The sequence below is a fragment of the Millionella massiliensis genome (genome assembly GCF_900104655.1).
GTDB lineage: Bacteria > Bacteroidota > Bacteroidia > Bacteroidales > Rikenellaceae > Rikenella > Rikenella massiliensis.
In genome coordinates, this window is record NZ_FNWD01000002.1 from 681,803 (window position 1) to 702,982 (window position 21,180).

Below are 21,180 nucleotides of genomic sequence, written 5' to 3' on the forward strand. Positions count from 1 at the left end.
CTCTCGACTACAACAACCCCCAATCCTTGGCTTTTCGGCAGGCCTCGGTAGAGTTGGCCACCTGGAGACGTTCGAGAATATGTTGTCGATGACGGCTGACGGTATGAATACTGATGGCCAATGCCTGCGCAATCCCTCGACTGGTCATTCCGCTGTCTATGAGCCGAAGCACCTGGATCTCACGAGAAGTCAGGAGTCGGGTAGTGCCCTTCGTTTCCAAAGCCCAGCATGCACCGCTCTCGGCATCGACCACCAACCCTGTCGGAGGTACTTGTCCCACCAACGGCGTGTAAAGACACAAGGTGAGCCACAGGGTATCGTTTGCCGGATGTGAAATATAGAACAGCCTGTGCAACACCTCGCGATAATATCCGTGCGCATCGCGCATCCGTAACCGAGCTGCCAGATAGAAACGGTCACGCTGGGAGCGGTGTTTGCGAGCCATCAGCCAAAAGAACCGCAATTCATGGAGGTATTTATGCCGGAGGTCGTCAGGATGTACCCGTTGCAAAAGTTCCTCCTCCCACACCGAATCCAGATACTGTTCGGCGGGTACTTTGTCAACGAGTCCCAGGGCACGCCCAAAGCCGCCGCAACACAAATAAGCCGTATTGCTACGCATGTCACTCAACACAGCCACAGCCTGTTCCATCCCCGCATACCCCCGTGCCACCTGCCGATATTCGGCCCACAACCCTTCCAAATCAGCAGCCTCTGCCTCGGTGCCGAAATCCTGACCGAAAAAGGCCCGGTTCAATCGATTGACCATCCCCATGGTGTACCCTACCGTTCGTGAAAAATGGTTATTTATAATCATTGCCTTCCTGCGAAGCACCCTCTACCTTTGCAAAGGTATATCAATGGAACGAGACCACACTGCACGTGGTCTGGTGAAACTCCCAGAATACGAACTGAAACATACCATTCAAAATACAAAAACAGCAATGAAAAAAGGACTTTTGATGCTCGGCTGCTGCGCCTTAAGCCTCACTTCCGGAGCCCAAACGCTCGAAAAAATGATCTGGTTCAACGAACCTGCGAAATGGGAGATCAAGGACTCGACACTATCAATGTACGTGACACCCCATAGTGACTATTGGCGCATTGCCCACTACGGTTTTACGGTAGACGACGCCCCGTTCTACTACACGACCTATGGAGGAGAATTCGAGGTAAAGGTCAAAGTGCGTGGCGATTACAAGGAACGGTTCGACCAGGCGGGCCTGATGCTCCGCATCGATGCCCAAAACTATATCAAGGCCGGTATCGAGTATGTGGACGGACGCTACAACATCAGTACGGTAGTGACTCATCGGACTTCAGACTGGAGCGTCATCACTCTGGATCGACCGGTACCGTACATTTGGATCAAGGCCGTCCGTCGACTGGATGCAGTGGAACTTTTCTACTCATACGACGACAAGGAATACACCATGATGCGAACAGCATGGTTTGCGGACAATACACCGGTATCGGTGGGTTTGATGGGAGCTTCACCTGACGGAGAAGGTTTTTGGGCTCACTTCGATACATTTCGGGTGACACAACTTCCAGACAGCCGTCGCATGGAGTGGCTCCGAAAACAAGCGCAATAAGTTGATCGACAAATAATGTATTGGTTACTTACGCCGCATCGTAAAGGGATGATCGATGCGGCGTAATTCATTTTCGTTTCGCATTTGTCATCAGTAAAAGAGGAATACATATCTAATTTAACATAATATAAATATCAATAAAATAATACATCACAAAAATTAGGGCAATTTATTACCATACAGACTCCATGCAAAACGTATAACTTTTACCATCCATTTACAGTAAATAACAATCTGTCGAAGTGCCCGCGGCACCGCCTGCCCGGCGTGAGGGCAGTTCCGTACTGTCCACGATGAACTGTCATGTATTTTGGAAAGCCCGCGAATGTGTGTGATAGCGAAACGACCAATTAGCCGCTGAGCTAATCGGTCGTTTCGCTGTAAAGCGGGCTTTAGTTTTATATAGCAACCGTTCTCCGACTGTCCTGCGCGGGCGGCGTCCGCGTGCTCGCGGCGGAGCAAGAATTTGTTCACGGCAACTGTTGATAAGCATACATTTACAAATTTGGAGTAAGACCACTCATTTCAAAAGCGTTTCGCCGTCACCCGGTCTCTTCTCCCACTTGTGATACGACTCACCCACAATAATCAATACCCTTCCAAATATTCATAGTCCATCGTAGCGTCTTTGGGTAAAGATAATGTTTTACCGGATACACCTTGAATATCAGCGCACAGATCCAAACAAGCAAGCACTACCTCCCTCCGGATATCACCCATACACCGCTCTCCCCCACCTTTTTCATAAGGATTATTGATAACTATATCCAAAATCATACCAACAACTGGCAAATCCCTCCTTCAACCGGTTGGAAAAGACTAACTTAAAGGGATGTACTCCTTGTTCCAGATAAATTTGCCTTTTTTGTGCCCGGAAGCGCGACGACGTCGGGTTATATACCAGCCGTCTCCCGGCTACCCACAGCTCGTCGGAATTGGATTCGAACGTATAGATTCGCGTTTGAGGCACCTCCAGGTAACCCGAATAGACAGCCAACGACGGATTTCGAAAATCGAACCGTGTCTGATCGTAATCCTGCAAAGCTGAAATCATGGTATCAGTTCGGAACACCGCCCGCGCATAATCCTGCTCCGAAGCGAATACCCCGTCCGCGATTTGAAGTCTGATTTGGCGCGGACAGTCGATCCGACAGGCTGCAATGGGCTTTTCCTGGCGCTCGATTTCGATCGTCCGCGTCGGACCGAGTATGAACCCGGAGGCAAGCGTCGCCACTTTCAACACACCACTTTGCCGCAGCACCAACCGCGCCGGCAATGAATCGGACAGAACGGTCGGTTCACTGCCATCGAGTGTATAAACCATCGGCATGCTACGTGAATTGGTCAGCTTCAGCACCACCGAATCGTCCCGAAAGACAACATTCTGCGTAGGGATTCCTTCCGGCATGGGGATATGGAACCGGACACCGTTATAGAACAATCTGACCTGCATATTATCCAGCCGACGCAGGAAATCGGTCCAATTTTTCTGCCCTTCGTCACACCACGCATTTTCGGCCAAAGCAACCAAGCGCGGATAAAGCAACGTTTCGAGATGCTCCACGTCCGGACACCACTCCGACCAGGCACAAGCCTCGAGTCCGTCGATGCGTCGGCGCGCCTCATCCGGCAACCCTTCCGGTATCGGCCGATAGGTATAGAGATCCTTAAGATAGGCCCGCTCGCCACTGGCGGCCGGTTCCACTTCGATACCTCCCTGATAATCACACAGGTAAAACCCGGCCGGCATCGGGGCCAGAATAACATGATACCCGGCCTGAGCCGCAGCCAGACCGATATTCGGATCCCGCCAACTCATGATCGTGACCTGTTTGTCAATCCCCCCTTCGAGAACTTCGTGCCACCCGATCATCTTTTTGCCCAATTCGGTCGAAACAAAACGCTGTATGCGTTCGATAGCATAACTCTGCAACTGCTCGCCCACCGAGTGTTCCGGAGTCGGAACCAATCCCAATTCTCGCGCCTTCGCCTGACATTTGGGGCACTGGTCCCAATGTTTTTTGGAACATTCGTCCCCCCCGATATGGATGTACTCCGACGGGAACAGTTCGGCCACCTCCGACAACACATCCTGCATGAAGCCATACACCTTCTCGTTCCCCACACAAAAGACATTCTCCTCGAAACCGAAGACCTGCTCACTGACGAACGGCCCTCCGCTGCACGAAAGTTCGGGAAATGCCACCAGAGCCGAAAGCGAGTGCCCCGGGAATTCGATTTCGGGAATCACCTCAACCTGATGCTGCGCCGCATAAGCAATAATCTCTTTCAGATCTTCCTGTGTATAATAAAATGGTCCATATTTCGATCCGTTATAGGTTTCAGCCACGGCCGATTTCTGAATCAGTTCCGGATATTTGCGGATTTCGATCCGCCACGCCTGATTATCGGTCAGATGAAGATGAAGTTTATTCAATTTCAGCATCCCCATAATCCGGATCTGCTTTTTGATCTCCTCCACGCTGAAGAAGTGGCGGCAAACATCGATCAACACACCTCGATACTTCAGACTCGGATAGTCATACACTTCCACACAAGGCAATCGATACTCCTTGGGATGACTTCCCTGACGACTCTCGATTTCGGCCGGGAAGAGTTGCAAAAACGACTGCACGGCATAATACATTCCGGCATCGCTCGACGCTGTGATCCGTACCGAGTCCGGAAAAATTCGGATACGGTATGCATCGCTTCGCATTGTATCGTCATATTGCAAAAGAATATCTGCCGATTCCCCTTGGTCAGCCAAACGTACCCGAGCACCTGACGAACCTTTGATTCGTGCCGCCAGAGAGTCGCACAAATACTTTTCTGCCGGACGAGTAGATCCGATGCTTGTTCCCCTTTTGAGAGTAAATTCTCCGCTTTGGAGTTTCATTTCTTTGGGTTGAGGAATCACATGCAATCCCTCATTATATGTATAAGTCGAACGCGATTCCCGGTCGCCGCACCCAATCAATAAAAACAGCAAACAGCCAATCCAGTATTTCATTGTTACTTTTCGTTAGTCAAAATGTATAGCTTCAGCCCGTCCGACAAACTCCGCGTTTAGCAGGATAAGCAGAATTTCCGCATTGTGAAGCGAAATTACTCGATCGCTCCCGACATATACTCTTTCCATTCCGATTTATACAATCAATCGAAATTGTGATTCCCAAATCTGCACTTACCCTTCATGATTAAAGATTCAACGATTGGTAGCCATTTATCCTCTATTCCTTGTTCCGACGATTAGTTAAGAGCAATACCACTCTATACTCCGCCGTGAGCACGGTGCCTTCGGGCACTGCGTCAGAGTACTGGTGACCGATCATTTCTGTCAGTTGTCACCTCAAACAAACCATTGCTCCGCCGCGAGCACGCGGACGCCGCCCGCGCAGGGCAGGCGATGAACATTGTGTTCGCACGAAATCAAAGCCCGCTCAATGAGAAACGAACGATTCGCTGTTGCGCGAATTGTTCGTTTCTCTCTTAAAGCGTTCGCGAGCTTTCTAAATACAATGCTGTTCTTCGCGGACAGTACAAAACTGCCCTCACGCCGGGCAGGCGGTGCCTTCGGGCACTCCGTCGGAGTGGTATTACCTCAAACAGAAACAGGAGTTGTGGCAAACTCTTTACGTCAGTCGGCTCTCTGTGTTAACCGATCACTTCTGTCAGTTGTCACCTCAAACAAGCCATTGCTCCGCCGCGAGCACGCGGACGCCGCCCGCGCAGGGCAGTCGATGAACATTGTGTTCGCACGAAATAAAGCCCACTCAATGGATAAACGAACTATTCGCTGTTGCGCGAATAGTTCGTTTATCTTTTAAAGCGTTCGCGGGCTTTCTAAATACAATGCTGTTCATCGCGGACAGTACAGAACTGCCCTCACGCCGGGCGGGCGGTGCCGCGGGCACTCCGAATAAATATCTCCCAAATCACAGATCATACTCATCTCTGAAAAATACGCTCGCCTCCTCTAAAAACCAATAATCGGCACCATCACCGACACTTATTCCAATCAACCATTTTCTAAACAAAAACAATATCTTTGTCATCATACCATAAACCCACCATTTATGCACCTAACCAAACTTTTAGCCCTTCCGCTGCTCGGTTTGGCCCTCACGGCCCAAGCCCGTCAGCAAACCATCCTTGTCTCGCCTGACGGTAGTGATCGCGGCGACGGCACTCTACGCAAACCTTTCCAAACCGTCGAACGCGCCCTCTCGGAAGCTGCCACCCACCCGGGCGACACCATCCACATCCGCCTGCGCGGCGGCACGTACGCCCTCAGCAAAACCGTCGACGTTTCGAGCGCCAGTCAGATCATCATCTCGCCTTGGAACGGTGAAGCGGTCACCTTCACCGGCGGCACTGCCGTCCCCGTTAAACAACTTCGTAAAGTCACCGACCCCGCCATGCGCGACCGTCTCCGCCCCGAAGTACGCGACCGCGTGCGAGAGATCGACGCCCAGGCACTGGGAATCGAACTGACAGGACTCATTCCCAAAGGATTCGGCCGTCCATCGCTGCCCAGCTGGAGCGAACTTTTCATCGACGGTCAGCCCCTGACCATCGCCCGCTGGCCCAACGACAGCACCGCCCCCATCGGCAAGATCCACTGCACCGGCGACATTCCCCGCACCAACACATACGGGATTGGCGACCCCGTCTTCGAATATGCCGAAGACCGCCCGTCACAATGGAAATCGGCCGAAGGGATGTGGATCGGCGGATACTTCGCCCACGGCTACGCCGACGACATGATCCCCGTACGCAGCATCGACACCACCGCCCGAACCATCACCGCCGCCATGGCCACCCAATACGGATTCATGACCGGAGCGCCGTGGCGTCGCTGGTTCGCCCTGAACCTGCCCGAAGAGATCGACCTCCCCGGCGAATACGTCATCGATCAGACCGGCGGCAAAATCTACTTTCTGCCTCCGGAAGATGCAGCCCTGAATGAAATTTACGTCTCGACGCTCGAAACCCCCATGTTCTCGTTCGCCGGCTGCCGCAACGTCATCCTGCGCGGCGTGACGCTCGAATATTCACGCGGCATGGGCGTCTATATCGAAGAGTCCGACGGCGTACGGATCGACAGTTGCGTGATCCGCAACCTTGGCTACGTGGGCGTCTGCATCGGCCGCGGCGACACCGATTCCAACAATCTCGACGGCAAAAACCAGCCCACCCATCCCGATGGTGTACCCGGCGTGGTCGGCACCATTCAGAACCGCATGTACGGCGATGTGCTCTTCAACCGCCGCGGCGGTACCCATAACGGCATCAGCAACAGTTATCTCTACCAACTCGGCGCAGGCGGTGTCAACGTCGGCGGCGGCGACCGCGCCACGCTGACCCCGGCCGGAAACTACGTCGAAAACTGCCGCATCCACGACTTTAACCGTATCGAAAAATCGTACCGTGCCGGTGTGGGCATCAACGGCGTCGGCAACCGCATTTCGAACTGTGAGATTTTCGACGCCCCCAGCATGGCTATCCTGCTGAACGGCAACGACCACCTGATCGAATACTGCGACATCTACGACGTCTGCCAGGAAGTCGACGATCAGGGGGCCTTCTACTACGGTCGTGACCCGTCGGAACGCGGCAACCGACTGCAATACTGCTATTTCCACGACTTTTCGTCGGCCCACCGTGTCTCGGCCACCTACCACGACGACGGTGCCTGCGGAACCGAAGTCTTCGGATGCGTCTATTTCCGTTCGGGTACCATTCCCGTGCTGATCGGAGGCGGACACGACAACATCTACCGCAACAACATCTTCATCGACATGCCGATGGCCATCCACATCGACAACCGTATGCAGGGTTGGGGACGTTCGATGCTCGATGCCGGCGGCATCGCCGAACAGCGCCTCAATGCCGTCCGCTACAACGAACCGCCCTACGCCACGGCCTACCCCGCCCTGCCCCACTATTGGGAAGGAACCCCGCGCGTACCCCGCGGCAACGTCTTTGCCGGCAACCTCTTCTACAAGATCGGCCGTCTGCTGAACGGATCGCCCTCGTGGGCCGACTGGAGCAACAACTGGGTCACCAATCAGGATCCCGGTCTGGTCGACCCCGAAAACCCGCGGGCCGGTTTCGTTCCCGACGCTGCCATCTATCGCATGATCGAACACTTCACCCCGATCCCCTTCGATCGAATCGGCTGTAAACTGCCCGACATTCGAACCATCGAACAGTAACTCTTCCGGCTCACAGGAACGACCTACCAATTCCTTTCTCCCAACGACTTATTTCCACGGCTTCCGGCATACTCCGGAAGCCGTTCTTCTTTTCCAGCCTGCTGATTACTCCCTCACAAAACAGATTCAGTGTCTCCGACAGACCAATCTACCGGATCAAACAAGCCCGTTCCCGTCGCAGACCTGCGGACCGGAACAGGCCTGAAATGTCCCTTTACGCTTCGTCGGAAATCACTCTAATGCTCAACTTGAATACACAGGTCGATCTCCACCGGAAAGTGGTCCGAAAGGTAATCGGCCGACCCTTCGTTGTAGATAAATGCGTCGGCAACGCTTGTCCGCAGCGATGGAGAGATCAGCATGTAATCGATCCGTTCACCGATGCGGGCCAGCACCTCGCGATTTTTTGAAAGATACATTAGGATCGGCGTCGGAAACGATCTGCGCCGTTCCGGAGCCACATAGTATGGGAAAACATCGACCAACGGCACCGAAAGAAATGTCGCCACCACCGAATAGTCGAACCGGCCGTCCAGCAAATTCGGACTTTCCGTTCCACCATACTTCAGCAGCAGTTCGCCCGAGTGCTCCTGCATGTAATCGGCATCGAACGGCGAATGAGCATTCATGTCACCCATCAGAATACATTTTTCGAGGCCCTGAGCTGTGATGTAATCGGCAATCGTGTGCGCCTCCGCACGCCGACGGTCGGTCGAAGCGGGATTCAGGTGGGTTACCAACAGATCTAGTCCGTAGCTCTCCACATGCAGCAGGCCGTGTCCCGTATTTTCGAGTACCTTGGCTTTGATTCGGATCGGCCGTTTGGAGGTAATCCCTACCGGGTAGCCCCCCTCCTTGACGATGGCGGCATAAGGATGTCCCCACTCGCGGGCCAACTCCTCAAGACTTTGCTGCGTAAAACCGCACAACTCCTGCCGAGCCAGTATTTCGGGATCCTGCGACCGCACCCACGCAACCATCCGCGCACGACGATCCGGATCCTTGCCCCAGTCGAAACCGTTAAAGATGTTATAGGAGATGATCCGTATTTTTTGGTAACCGGCCTGCCAATGACGTTCATAAACGGAGTCGGCCGCAACCTGCCCGCGCAGTTGCCGGGGGATCAGGAACAGGACCAACAGAATCAATAACCAGCATGTTCTTTTCATCTCTGTTCGGGTTTTTATTTGGGGTTAATATTACCTGTTTCCATATTGGAGCGTTACACGGAAAAACATACGCGGAGGACGATACAAACCTTATCCCAATCACGGGGAAAGGGCCCAACGCACCTATTTCTGTCACCCGTCATATAATCACCTGCCGCTCAGCAACGCAACCGATTGCACAAATATAGCGACTAAAAAGTATATCATGCAATAATAAACAATAACCCCCACTAAAGATACTAACCCAAATAAATTGATTACATGCATCTTACACAAAAGATCATACTTATCACAATTGGAAAAATTTGGAATATTGCGATAAGTTTTTACATTTGCACAAACGATTGCGTTGATCTTCAAATCTAGGTTGACACACCCAGTAAAACACCCCCTGAGATGATGAGATCCGTACCCTTGCTTTTGTTGAGTATGTTGCTGTTCGGTTCCTGCAACACGACACGCCGGACGGTACGATTCGGCGTGTTGACCGACATCCACTATGCCGAACGCGACCCGCTCAACGACCGGTACTATGCCCAGGCAATGAACAAAACGCGCGAAGCCATTGATGTGTTCCGGCAGCATCCGCTAGACTTCGTCGTCGAGTTGGGAGACCTGAAAGATCAAAGCAGCGATGCCGACAAAACGAAAACGCTGAACTACCTGAACCGCATCGAACAGTGTCTTCAGAACTGTGGCAAACCGGTTTACCACGTACTGGGCAACCATGACACGGACTGCATCTCGAAACAGGAATTTTTCTCGCAAATCACCAACCCGTCGACAGGAAAAGACACAGGCTTTTACAGTTTTCGCACCAAAGGGGTGAAATTCATCGTGCTGGATGCCAATTTCAATCCCGACCAATCGGACTACGACAGTGGCAACTTCGATTGGACAAAAGCGCTCATCCCCGACCACGAGTTGCAATGGTTGGAAAAAGAGTTGAAAAAAGGAGATGAACCCGTGATTGTCTTTATCCACCAACTTCTGGACGCAGGGAGCGGCCTCGATTCCGGACTATATGTATCCAATACTGCCACCGTTCAACAGATATTGGTTCGTTCGGGGCGTGTTCTGGCGGTTTTCCAGGGTCATCACCACGGCGGTCATTACAGCCACAAAGAGGGAATCCATTACTTCACCATGCCGGGTGTTATCACCGGTGCACGTCTCGACAGCAACGCTTACGCCATCGTAGAAGTGGCTCCAGACGGGACCGTAACCATACACGGCTACCGCAACTGCCCTTCCCGCACGCTCCTCCCGCCGTCCCAGCGGTAAACAACTTACTTAGCTCCGAGAACCAACTCTACCCAACTCCATCCACCACTAACCCACAACACCCCATGACCACCACCTTCCTTTTCCGCCTGCTACTGCTCGGTGCTGGCTCGCTCGCAGTCGGATGCCGTTCCGCCGCCGAACGCTACGTCGGCTCGGCCAGTTTTCCCGACTCACTTCCGCTCGAAGAGAAATGCCGCATCGCTGCTCATGTGGTCCCCTCCGAACGTCAACTTCAATGGCAACAGATGGAGTTCACCGGATTCATCTGCTACGGCATCAACACCTTCACCGACAGCGAATGGGGCACCGGCCGGGAGGATCCGAAACTGTTCGCCCCCACTGAACTCGACGCCCGCCAGTGGGCACGAACGGCCCGTGAAGCTGGCATGAAAATGCTGTTGCTGACCTGCAAACATCACGACGGTTTCTGCCTGTGGCCCTCGCGCTACACCGACTTCAGCGTCGCCTCCACCCCCTGGCGAGACGGCAAAGGCGACCTGGTGCGTGAAGTGGCCGATGCCTGCCGGGCCGAAGGGCTCAAATTCGCCGTTTATCTCTCGCCTTGGGACATGAACCACCCCAGCTACGGCACCGATGCCTACAACGACTACTTCGTCAACCAGCTCGAAGAGTTGCTCACCCAGTACGGACCGATCGCCGAAGTGTGGTTCGATGGAGCCTGTGGCGAGGGCCCCAACGGCAAAAAACAGGTCTATGATTTCGAACGGTACTTTGCCACCATCCGCCGCCTGCAACCCGAGGCCGTGATCGCCATCATGGGGCCCGACGTGCGGTGGGTAGGCACCGAGAGCGGCTACGGCCGCGACACCGAATGGAGCGTCATTCCGGCCTCACGCAACATGTTGGAACGCATCGCCGCCTCGTCGCAACAGGAGCGCGGTACAGGCACCTTTGTCCCCGAAGGCGACATGATGGTTCAGAACCTCGGCGGACGCGACAAACTCGCCACAGCCGACGGCGTCATCTGGTATCCCTCCGAAGTGGACGTTTCGATCCGCCCCGGGTGGTACTACCACGCCGCGCAGGATACGTTGGTCAAGAGCCCCACCAAACTGATCGACATCTATTACAGTTCGATCGGCAAGAACTCACTGTTATTGCTCAACCTGCCGCCCGACAAACGGGGGCTCATCCACGAAAACGACATTCGCTCCCTGAACGAGATGCAACGCATCCTGCGTCAGACGTTCCGCGACAACCTGCTTCGGACAGCCACCGCATCGCCCCACCCTGTCAGCGAATTGACCGACTCGCTGCTGACCACCTGCTGGACAGGCCGCGCGACGTCCGACACCCTGGAATTCACGTTCGATCGTCCGCAGACCTTCGACCGACTGCTCCTGCAGGAAAACATCACCGAAGGGCAGCGCGTCGAATCATTCACCCTCAAATACCGACAGGGCGAAACGTGGCTTACCGCCGCCGAAGGAACCACCATCGGTTATAAACGTATTCTCCGTTTTCCGGGCATCACGACCCAGGACATCCGGATTGTAATCCGTCAGAGTCGGGATCTCCCGCAGATTGCCACTGTGGGTCTCTACCAATCCTCGCCCGAAGAGGTCGAGACTACGAAATAGAAATAGCCCTGTACAGCCCCCAAAACATTAACTCTCACATTACCTGTATTCGAGGTAATACCACTCTGACGGAGTGGCCGAAGCCACCGCCCGCCCGGCGTGAGGGCAGTTCCGGACTGTTCCGCATGCTAATACGATAAAATACTTTTAAATTCATCTATTTGCATTTTTGCAAATAGATGAATTCCACAAGAAGAGCATCCGCAAACCGTTCTTCGACTGCCCTGCGCGGGCGGCGTCCGCGTGCTCGCGGCGGAACGAGCGATACTGCGTATCGCTTGTGGCATTAGGAACCACTCCGGCGGGGTGCCCGAAGGCACCGTGCTCGCGCGGAGCAATGAATTGTTTTTGACCGCTTTCGAAAGAACAAAATTGCAACGACCTGTAACAAACCCGAAACCCCTTTTCCACCCAAACTCAACCTACCATGAAACCACTCGCCCCAACCCTTGCCCTGCTGGGCCTCGCCAGCCTCGCCCAGGCCCAAACCACCGACCGCCCCAACATCATCTTCTTTTTGGTCGATGACATGGGATGGCAGGAGACTTCCGTCCTCTTCCATACAGAACGCACCCCGCTGAACGACATCTACCACACCCCCAACATGGAACGGCTCGCCGCACGCGGGATGAAGTTCACCCAGGCCTACGCCTGTCCACTTTCGTCCCCCACTCGGATCAGCATCATGACCGGCCAGAACGCCATGCGCCACCGGGTAACCAACTGGACCCTCTTCCGCAACACCTCGCCCGACCGACACTACAAAAGTTCCGTGGTTGAAGTGCCCGCCTGGAACGTGAACGGCATGGCGTGCGAACCCGGTGTCGAACGCACCGTCTATGTCCGCGAGACCCTTCCGTCCATCCTGCGCGAGGCCGGTTACCGGACCATCCATGCCGGCAAGGCCCATTGGGGAGCCCGCGAGACCCCCGGAGCCGATCCCACCACCCTCGGCTTCGACATAAACATCGCCGGCCATGCCGCCGGCGGCCCCGGCAGCTACTACGGGACCAACAACTTCAGCGCAGCATTTCGCAACGGCGGTCCCGAGTGGGACGTTCCGGGACTGGAGAAGTACCACGGCAAGGATATCAACCTGACCGAAGCGCTGACCATCGAAGCCTCGAAAGAGATCGAACGCGCCGTGGCCGACCATCAGCCCTTCTACCTCTACATGTCGCATTACGCCATCCACGCCCCCTGGGAGCCCGATCTGCGTTTTCTGGACAAATACCGGAACATGGGGATCTCGGACTTCCAGGCCAACTACGCCTCGATGCTCGAAAGCATGGATAAATCGCTGGGCGATCTGATGGCTCTGGTGCGCCGCCTCGGCATCGAACAGAACACCATCATCATCTTCATGTCGGACAACGGCCAGCCGAGCCAGAGTGTCCGCAACGAACCTCTCCGCGGCCATAAAATCTCGGCCTACGAAGGGGGCATCCGAGTTCCGATGATTGTCGACATTCCGGGCACCACCGCTCCAGGCAGCCAGTGCGACCAGCCCGTCATTATCGAAGACCTCTTTCCGACCATCCTGAGTCTGGCCGGCGCCACCCCCTATATCGACGCCGACACCCAGCTGGACGGACAGGACATCAGCCCCTTCTTCCGCGGCCGCAAGATTCCGCACTATCGCCAGCGCGCCTTCTACTGGCACTATCCTCACATCTACGACCAGACCCCGTACAGCGTCATCCGACAGGGAGACTACAAGCTGATCTACCGCTACGACACCCAGGCCATCGAACTTTACAACCTGCGCGAGGACCTCTCCGAGCAGCACGACCTGGCTGCGACCGAGCCCGAAATTCGCCGTCGAATGCTGGACATGCTCCGCAACCGGCTGGCCGAGACCCACGCCGATATTCCCATCTCCAAACAGACCGGCAAACCGGTCGAAATCATCGATCTGACCGATTAACCCCCTAACCGACATAATTTTATGCATACCTATCCCATACTCGCACTGATCAGTAGCATCGGTCTGGAGCTTGCCTCGCTCAACGGAGCAGGCACCCCCACTCCGCTCCACCCCGCGTCACTTTTGTCGGCCGATGTCTGCCAATCAGTTGCACCCGGTACGGCGGGAACTGTCCAAGCCGATCGCGATACAACCATCCGCTTCACCTTCGAAGGCCGGGACGCTTTTCTGAAAGTTCCCCGGCAGCCCCTGCCCGGCAACCCGTGGGTATGGCGCGCCTACTTTCCCACGTGGCACACCGAGATCGACGACAGCCTGTTTGCCAAAGGATACCACATTGCCTACGTCAACACCTCCGACATGTACGGCTCACCCGAATCGATGGCCATATGGGATCGGTTCTACGCCCACATGGTGAGTCACTACGGGTTGGCCAGCCGCGTAGCCCTCGAAGGGGTGAGCCGCGGCGGCCTGTACGTCCACACCTGGGCCAAACGCAACCCCACAAAAGTAGCCTGCCTCTATGCCGAGGTACCCGTGTGTGACTTCACCACCTGGCCCCGCCAGATCGACTCGACCGAATGGGCCCGTCTGAAAGCCAGCTACCGTTTCGCTTCCGACGACCAGGCCCTTGCCTACACCGATATGCCGATCCACGGACTCGAAGGCATGGCCGCCCTCCGGATTCCGGTGCTCCACACCGTCTGCAACAGCGATCAGATCGTTCCGCCGGCCCGCAACTCCTACGTCTTCGGAGCCAATTACCTGAAAGCCGGCGGCCCCTACGGCGCCATTCCGATGGATCGGGTGTTCAACGTCGAGAGCATGAAAGGCCATCACTTCCATCTCGACCGGCCGGAGCGAGTGGTCGATTTCATCCACCGCAACAGCTACCCCATCAAGCCCGAACTCCGCTCGGAGAGCTACCACCACCTCCACGGCACCCGCATCCTGCGGAGCAAGGTCAAGGCCGAGACCCGAAAAGAACTGAACATCGTCTTTCTCGGCGGATCGATCACCTACAACCCCGGTTGGCGCAACCACCTCGAAGCCTATTTCCGGTCACGTTTCCCCGATGCTAAACTGACCTTTTTGGCCGCCGGCATTCCTTCGCTGGGGAGCGTTCCGCACGCCTTCCGGTACCAGACCGACGTACTGGATCGGATCACCCCCGACATTCTCTTTTACGAGGCAGCCGTGAACGACCGCAGCAACGGATACCCCGTCGAGGCACAGCAGAAATCCATCGAGGGGATCATCCGGAACACACGTCTGCGCAATCCCGAAGCCGACATCATCCTGATGCACTTTGCCGATCCCGACAAACTGGGTGACTACGAAGCCGGACGCGAACCGGCCGAAATCACGGCCCACAACCAGGTCGCGGCCCACTACGGTGTACCGGTAATCGACCTCTCGCGCGAAATAGCCGACCGCATTGCCAACGGTGAGTTTACCTGGGCCGACGATATCAAAGACCTGCATCCCTCCCCCTTCGGGCAGGAGTACTACTCCCAGTCGATGAAAACCCTGCTCGACACCCTGATGGCCCACACGCCGAGCGATTCCACGCAACTCGACGCCCCGGCCAGTCTGCCCGCCCCACTCCACCCGGCCTGCTACGACCACGCCAGCTACGCCTCCGTCGAAACGGCCAAAGGAACCTTTCGTTTCGACGGCAGCTACGTCCCAACCAATGGCCAGCCCACCCGTCCCGGCTTCACCGACGTTCCGATGCAGATCGGCGAACAACCCGGCCAACGACTTCGTTTCACGTTCGAAGGTAACGCCGTGGGTATCTGCATCATCTCGGGCAACGATGCCGGCCAGATTCGCTACCGGGTCGATCGGAAGCCGTTCCAGAGTGTCGATCTGTTCACCCCGTGGAGCGAATCGCTGCACCTGCCCTGGTACCTGGTACTCGACGACCAACTCAAACGCGGGAAGCACACCCTGGAGATCGAAATTCTGAACAATAAAAACGAAAAGAGCCAAGGGAACGCTTGTCGGATCGTACATTTTCTGGTCAACCAATAACCACCCGCTGTTTCCCCGGCACAGTCCATTCATCTCCAAGTCCCAACCCAAGCCAACATACCCATGAAACGATTTATCCGCACTCTGAAACGCCTGTTGACGGCCATGGCACTGCTGACAGCAGGTACCGCCTCGGCCCAGCAGCCAATCGACGTCATCCTGATCGGCGGCCAGTCGAACGCCACCGGACAAGGCTACGTCCGCAATATCCCGGCCTCTTTCCGCATCGACACCGGAGTTCTCTTCTACTACTCCCGCTACCTCAATCAAGGGAAAGGGGGCGATCAGTGGCGCAGGCTCTGCCAGGCCTCCGAAACCCCCGACAAGTTCGGTGTTGAGCTGAGCCTCGGCACGGCACTCCAGGCCTACTTCCCCGATCGGAAAATCGCCCTCATCAAACACGGTCTTTCGGGTTCCAACCTCTACGAGCAGTGGAACCCTGGCAACCGCCCCGGCGAAAAACAGGGGAGCGAATACGCCAAATGGATCAGCACCGTGCGTCAGGCACTCGACGCCCTGCGTGCCAACGGCTACACCCCCGTTATCCGGGCCATGGTCTGGCAACAGGGCGAAGCCGATGCCCGTGACATTGCCGGCATGGAGAACTCCCGCGCCTACGGAGCGAACCTGCGCAACCTGATTCTCCACATACGCGAAGAACTCGACGCCCCGCAAATGCTGTTCGTTTACGGCGAAGTGATGCCAATGGCCGCCGAACGGTTCACCGGTCGGGAACTGGTGCGCCGGGCACAGGTCGAAGTATCGGAAGGAGCCTGCACGCCGCTATCGGTGAAAAACGCCTTTCTGGTCGAGGGCGACGACCTGCAGATGCGCCGCAACGACTACCGCACCCCGATGCCGCAGGACGACGTCCACCTGGGGACCTACGGCATCCTGACCCTCGGCGAACGTTTCGCCCGGGTCATCTATGACAACCGAGAACGATAATCGATAGTCCGCACCATGAAACAGATTCTTCGCCACAGCCTGCCCGTACTGTTACTGGGCTGCTGTTTGGGAACAGTCACAGCCCGCACTGCCTCGGACTCCGCCCCCGAAACCACCCAACAGACCCTCATCGAACGCTGCGATACGACCTCCGCGCCCGATTCCGTGAAGAGTTTTGCCGACCACTGGCAATTCTGCGGCGTCGCCGTCGAAGAACCCGGCTACTACCTGTGGGGAGCCTCGCCGATTCGGGACGACGCTGGCCGAATCCATCTGTTCGTAGCCCGTTGGCGGATCGAACACGCATTCGATCCAGGTTGGCGTTCCCACAGCGAAATTGCCCACTATGTGGCCGACACTCCGGAGGGCCCGTTTCGTTTTTCGGACGTAGCCCTGACCGGAACCGGTCAACAGAGTTGGGACCGATACGGCGTCCACAACCCGACCATCCACCGCATCGGCGACAAATATTACCTGCTTTACATCTCGAACGACGACTACCACCAGCCGCCACATCCGGCCAACCAACGGATCGGGATGGCCGTAGCCGACAACCTCGCAGGGCCTTGGAAACGCGTAGGCGAAGACGGGTGTATTCTCCGCCCCTCGGATAATCCCGCCCACTGGACCTACCACGCCCCAAACGGGGTGGTTAATCCAGCCTTGTTGGTTCACCCCAATGGAGGTTACCTGCTCTACTTCAAATCGGCCCAGGCCAGGATGGGGGTTGCATTCGCCGATCAACCCGAAGGTCCCTATGTTCTGTATCCTCATCCGGTTACACAAAACAACCAAACCATCGAAGACGGTTTCGCCTTCATGATGGACGGCGACATCTGCCTGCTGACCACCGACAACCACGGCATTCTGGAAACCGGAGGCGGAATCCTGTGGAGATCGAAAAACGGAATCGAGTTTGACCGCTGTGAACCGGGATTCCATCGTTTCGAGCGCTACCTGCCAGACGGAGCCCTCAACCATGCCCGCCAAATCTACGGTGCAATTCCGAAGTTCGAGCGTCCCCAACTACTTATGGAAGCGGGGCGTCCCGCCTATCTGTACGTCCCATCGGGTGCCAACATAAAGGGAGGCAAGGAGACACTGGTGCACGTACTGAAATACTGCGAATAACCGTGAACACTCTTAGAATAATTAGGTAAGATACCCTTCCCTTCGTTCCAAAAACACCATCATGAAAACCCTGCTGACCACCCTGCTGTTTCTGTTGGGAACGCTGCTGCCCACAACTGCCGGCACGATCGATTATACAGCCCGGCAACCCCATCCGCGCCTGCTGATGCGAGCCGGTGCCGAGGCTAAAATACGTGACTGCCTGACCCGCAGTCCCGAAATGCAGCGAATCTACACCGCCATTCTGGAGGGGTGCGACACCCTGCTGACCACTCCGACCCTCACCTATCAAAAGATCGGATTCCGTCTGCTCGCCGTCTCGCGCGAAGCTCTTCGACGGATCTTTTACCTCTCGTTTGCCTACCGCATGACCGGCGACGACCGTTACGCCCTGCGTGCCGAACAGGAGATGATGGCCGTCTGTTCGTTCAGCGACTGGAACCCCTCCCATTTTCTCGATGTGGGCGAAATGACGATGGCCGTAGCCATCGGTTATGACTGGCTCTACGACCGCCTCACCCCCGCCAACCGGGAACGGATTCTTCGGGCAATCTGCGACAAAGGCTTCGCTCCCTCGCGCGACAAACGCTACAACTGGTTTCTCCGTTCCACCAACAACTGGAACCAGGTGTGCAACGCCGGACTGGTCTTTGGCGCACTGGCCGTCCTCGATCAGGAAGAACAACAAGCCATCGAGATCGTCGAACGGGTCCGCACGTCGATTCTCCACTCGGTGGGCGTCTACGCACCGGACGGCAACTATCCCGAAGGCTACAACTACTGGGGGTACGGCACGACCTTCAATGTGCTGCTGATCGCCGCCCTCGAATCGGCCCTCGATACCGACTGCGGACTGGGCAGCGTCGAAGGTTTCATGGAGTCAGCCCGCTACATGGAGTACATGGCCGGAACGACGGGTCGGGCCTTCAACTACAGCGATGCCCGCGAAACGGCACAAGCCTTTCCTGCACAGTTCTGGTTCGCGGCCAAAGCCAACGATCCCTCCCTGCTCTGGAACGAATTGATGTTCCTGCGCGACACGACCAACCGCTTCACAGACGAAGAGAGCCGTTTCCTGCCCCTGGCGCTGATCTATGGTGCCGACGTCGATTTCAGCCGCGTGGCTCCGCCTGCGGAACTGATGTGGACGGGAGGCGGCAATAACCCCGTGGCGTTGATCCGTACCGACTGGACCCCCGGTCAGGGATGCTATCTGGGCATCAAAGGCGGTCGCGCCAACGTCAGCCACGGCCACATGGATGCCGGTTCATTCGTGTTCGAAGCACTGGGCGTGCGCTGGGCCCAGGATCTGGGCATGCAGGAGTACCACTCGCTGGAAAAAGAGAAGGTCGATCTGTGGAATTTCGGACAACAGAGCCAACGTTGGCAGGTGTTCCGCTACAACAACCGGGTGCACAATACCCTGACGGTGAACGACTCACTCCACCGGGTGGGCGGTTTCGTCCCGATCGTAACCACGTGGCAAACCGACAAACGGGTAGGAGCCCAACTGGACCTGAGTGAACTGTTCGGAGGCGACGTAAAACGGGCCATACGCGACATCACACTGGTCAACGGCACTACAGCCGAAGTGACGGATCGAATCGAAGGAGGCTCGAAAGACGCCCGGGTGGTCTGGACCCTCTGCACGTCAGCCGAGGTTCGCTCCATCAACCGGCGCACCCTGGAACTCACCCAGTCCGGGAAACGGCTGCGACTGGAAGCCGACATCCCGAGCGATTGCCGCATCAACGTCACGGAGAACACTCCGCCCCACACGTACGATGCGCCCAATCCAAATTCGCGCCGCATCACCCTCGAATTTACGGCTCCGCACGACCGAACCACTCAAGTTCGTGTACGTCTGGTTCCGCAATTCTAACACACGAAACCTTTTACCCACGCTCAAACAGTTCCAAACGTAAAACAGGGGATACCGTTAGGTCATTTTCCCTCCGACTGTCTCCCTCGGGAACCGTTCCATATGAGCCCATCCAACGGCATGTAAAGTGCAACAACATACATGGCATGTTGTACAACCGCCCCATACAGAGCAAAAGGAGCCGAACCTTCGAAAAACACAACCTGTAAAAACAAGTCAGCGGAATAACCCGAGTTATTCCGCTGACACAAAAAGCAGCCAAGGGCCCCGGTACAGAATGCGACCGAGCCCCTTGGCTGTTTTCCATTCCCTCTTTCGTGGGGTTACAGGAGCCAGTTGAAGAGGTATCCCGACAGGATAATGAAACCGGCCACCGTACCGAAAAATATCCCGATCAACCGCCAGGTCATCACCTTTTTGAGCAGCGTCGCTTCGGGCAGCGACAACCCCACCACCGCCATCATAAAGGCAATGGCCGTTCCCAGCGGAATTCCCTTGGCCACGAACACCTCGACCACCGGCACGATACCGGCCGCATTGGCATACATCGGCACCGCCAGCAACACCGACAAAGGCACCGCCCATCCGTTGTCACGCGCCAGGTATCGTTCAAAGAAGCCTTCGGGTACAAACCCATGCATGAAAGCCCCCACACCGATACCCAGCAACACGTAGGGCAACACCCCGCGGACGATCCGCCAGGCACCGCGCACCACTTCGGGCAGCCGGGCGGCAAAGGTTGTGTGGTCGCGCTGCCACTCCTCCGACTGTGCCGAGGCATCGCACTGGAGTTGACGAACCCAATCGCTGAGATAGCGTTCGAGCCGCATCCGCCCCAATACGATTCCTCCCACGACCCCCAACAGGATTCCGCTCAACACATAGACCAGCGTTGCCCGCACACCGAATGACCCTAAAAACATGGCTACCGCCACCTCGTTGACCAACGGCGAGGTAATCAGGAACGAAAAGGTCACCCCCAACGGAATACCGCCCTTGACAAAACCGATAAAGAGCGGGATCGACGAACAGGAGCAAAACGGGGTAACGGCGCCGAACAGAGAGGCCAACAGGTACTGCAACCCGTACATCCGGTGAGAGAGCAGGTAGGCCCTAAGCCGTTCGATCGGGAAGTATGCATTTACGATCCCCATCACCACGCTAATCAGGAAAAGCAGGATCAGGATTTTGATCGTGTCGTAGAAAAAGAAGTTGACGGCTGCCCCGACAGCACTGTCCGCCCGGAGGCCGAACAGCCCGTACACCAGCCAATCGGCAAAATCTTGAATCATCGTCAAAGGTTTTTATTGAGGAAAAAGAAAGTGGCAACAAGCCACAGAAAAGAGATACGGGAGGAACGCACCGCAACGGCTGCCATGTGA

13 protein-coding genes are annotated in these 21,180 nt (G+C 56.0%); 9 read left to right on the plus strand and 4 right to left on the minus strand.

Annotated elements, in window-relative coordinates; translation table 11 throughout:
- Positions 1-7: 7 nt before the first annotated feature.
- Positions 8-769 (minus strand): helix-turn-helix transcriptional regulator, encoded by a 762-nt coding sequence (locus BQ5379_RS02890; protein WP_235846024.1) that lies wholly within the window; start codon positions 767-769, stop codon positions 8-10.
- 175 nt (positions 770-944) lie between these two features.
- Here BQ5379_RS02890 and BQ5379_RS02895 point away from each other — a divergent pair, with 175 nt between their 5' ends.
- Positions 945-1,595 carry a DUF1349 domain-containing protein gene (locus BQ5379_RS02895; RefSeq protein ID WP_071135516.1) on the plus strand — a complete coding sequence of 217 codons (651 nt, stop codon included), beginning with the start codon at positions 945-947 and terminating at the stop codon, positions 1,593-1,595.
- Between the two features lie 751 nt (positions 1,596-2,346).
- On the opposite strand, the gene BQ5379_RS02900 is transcribed toward BQ5379_RS02895, so the two are convergent.
- A complete protein-coding gene (locus BQ5379_RS02900; protein WP_071134049.1) occupies positions 2,347-4,608 on the minus strand; it encodes a family 20 glycosylhydrolase in 2,262 nt (753 codons plus the stop codon).
- A 1,066-nt stretch (positions 4,609-5,674) separates the two neighbouring features.
- On the opposite strand from BQ5379_RS02900, the gene BQ5379_RS02905 reads away from it, so the two are divergent.
- On the plus strand, positions 5,675-7,816 hold the full coding sequence (locus BQ5379_RS02905) for a right-handed parallel beta-helix repeat-containing protein (protein ID WP_071134050.1): 2,142 nt from the start codon (positions 5,675-5,677) through the stop codon (positions 7,814-7,816).
- 236 nt (positions 7,817-8,052) lie between these two features.
- Here BQ5379_RS02905 and BQ5379_RS02910 read toward each other — a convergent pair whose 3' ends face one another.
- Positions 8,053-8,985, minus strand: a complete 933-nt coding sequence (locus BQ5379_RS02910) for an endonuclease/exonuclease/phosphatase family protein (RefSeq protein ID WP_071134051.1) — start codon at positions 8,983-8,985, stop codon at positions 8,053-8,055.
- A gap of 396 nt (positions 8,986-9,381) precedes the next feature.
- Between BQ5379_RS02910 and BQ5379_RS02915 the strand changes: the two genes are divergently transcribed.
- The 7 genes from BQ5379_RS02915 to BQ5379_RS02945 all read left to right on the plus strand — a co-directional run bounded on the left by BQ5379_RS02915 (position 9,382) and on the right by BQ5379_RS02945 (position 19,798).
- A complete protein-coding gene (locus BQ5379_RS02915) occupies positions 9,382-10,269 on the plus strand; it encodes a metallophosphoesterase (protein WP_235846025.1) in 888 nt (295 codons plus the stop codon).
- Between the two features lie 65 nt (positions 10,270-10,334).
- Positions 10,335-11,873, plus strand: a complete 1,539-nt coding sequence (locus tag BQ5379_RS02920; RefSeq protein ID WP_071134052.1) for an alpha-L-fucosidase — start codon at positions 10,335-10,337, stop codon at positions 11,871-11,873.
- A 427-nt stretch (positions 11,874-12,300) separates the two neighbouring features.
- Positions 12,301-13,800: a sulfatase gene (locus BQ5379_RS02925; RefSeq protein ID WP_071134053.1), complete on the plus strand. Its 1,500-nt coding sequence runs from the start codon at positions 12,301-12,303 to the stop codon at positions 13,798-13,800.
- 21 nt (positions 13,801-13,821) lie between these two features.
- Positions 13,822-15,837, plus strand: a complete 2,016-nt coding sequence (locus BQ5379_RS02930; RefSeq protein WP_071134054.1) for an SGNH/GDSL hydrolase family protein — start codon at positions 13,822-13,824, stop codon at positions 15,835-15,837.
- 63 nt (positions 15,838-15,900) lie between these two features.
- Positions 15,901-16,785: a sialate O-acetylesterase gene (locus tag BQ5379_RS02935; protein ID WP_162841067.1), complete on the plus strand. Its 885-nt coding sequence runs from the start codon at positions 15,901-15,903 to the stop codon at positions 16,783-16,785.
- A 15-nt stretch (positions 16,786-16,800) separates the two neighbouring features.
- Entirely contained in the window at positions 16,801-17,916 is a 1,116-nt protein-coding gene (locus BQ5379_RS02940) for a glycoside hydrolase family protein (protein WP_071134055.1), read from the plus strand.
- A gap of 61 nt (positions 17,917-17,977) precedes the next feature.
- Positions 17,978-19,798 carry a heparinase II/III domain-containing protein gene (locus tag BQ5379_RS02945; protein ID WP_071134056.1) on the plus strand — a complete coding sequence of 607 codons (1,821 nt, stop codon included), beginning with the start codon at positions 17,978-17,980 and terminating at the stop codon, positions 19,796-19,798.
- Between the two features lie 323 nt (positions 19,799-20,121).
- Here the strand turns inward: BQ5379_RS02945 and BQ5379_RS02950 are convergent, their stop codons facing one another.
- A complete protein-coding gene (locus BQ5379_RS02950) occupies positions 20,122-21,090 on the minus strand; it encodes a permease (protein ID WP_071134057.1) in 969 nt (322 codons plus the stop codon).
- Positions 21,091-21,180 lie beyond the last annotated feature (90 nt).

Excerpts from the sequence above, each read along its gene's own strand:
- BQ5379_RS02890 (WP_235846024.1), bottom strand. The coding sequence starts at position 769 with ATGGTCAATCGATTGAACCGGGCCTTTTTCGGTCAGGATTTCGGCACC.
- BQ5379_RS02895 (WP_071135516.1), top strand. The coding sequence starts at position 945 with ATGAAAAAAGGACTTTTGATGCTCGGCTGCTGCGCCTTAAGCCTCACT.
- BQ5379_RS02900 (WP_071134049.1), bottom strand. The coding sequence starts at position 4,608 with ATGAAATACTGGATTGGCTGTTTGCTGTTTTTATTGATTGGGTGCGGC.
- BQ5379_RS02905 (WP_071134050.1), top strand. The coding sequence starts at position 5,675 with ATGCACCTAACCAAACTTTTAGCCCTTCCGCTGCTCGGTTTGGCCCTC.
- BQ5379_RS02910 (WP_071134051.1), bottom strand. The coding sequence starts at position 8,985 with ATGAAAAGAACATGCTGGTTATTGATTCTGTTGGTCCTGTTCCTGATC.
- BQ5379_RS02915 (WP_235846025.1), top strand. The coding sequence starts at position 9,382 with ATGATGAGATCCGTACCCTTGCTTTTGTTGAGTATGTTGCTGTTCGGT.
- BQ5379_RS02920 (WP_071134052.1), top strand. The coding sequence starts at position 10,335 with ATGACCACCACCTTCCTTTTCCGCCTGCTACTGCTCGGTGCTGGCTCG.
- BQ5379_RS02925 (WP_071134053.1), top strand. The coding sequence starts at position 12,301 with ATGAAACCACTCGCCCCAACCCTTGCCCTGCTGGGCCTCGCCAGCCTC.
- BQ5379_RS02930 (WP_071134054.1), top strand. The coding sequence starts at position 13,822 with ATGCATACCTATCCCATACTCGCACTGATCAGTAGCATCGGTCTGGAG.
- BQ5379_RS02935 (WP_162841067.1), top strand. The coding sequence starts at position 15,901 with ATGAAACGATTTATCCGCACTCTGAAACGCCTGTTGACGGCCATGGCA.
- BQ5379_RS02940 (WP_071134055.1), top strand. The coding sequence starts at position 16,801 with ATGAAACAGATTCTTCGCCACAGCCTGCCCGTACTGTTACTGGGCTGC.
- BQ5379_RS02945 (WP_071134056.1), top strand. The coding sequence starts at position 17,978 with ATGAAAACCCTGCTGACCACCCTGCTGTTTCTGTTGGGAACGCTGCTG.
- BQ5379_RS02950 (WP_071134057.1), bottom strand. The coding sequence starts at position 21,090 with ATGATTCAAGATTTTGCCGATTGGCTGGTGTACGGGCTGTTCGGCCTC.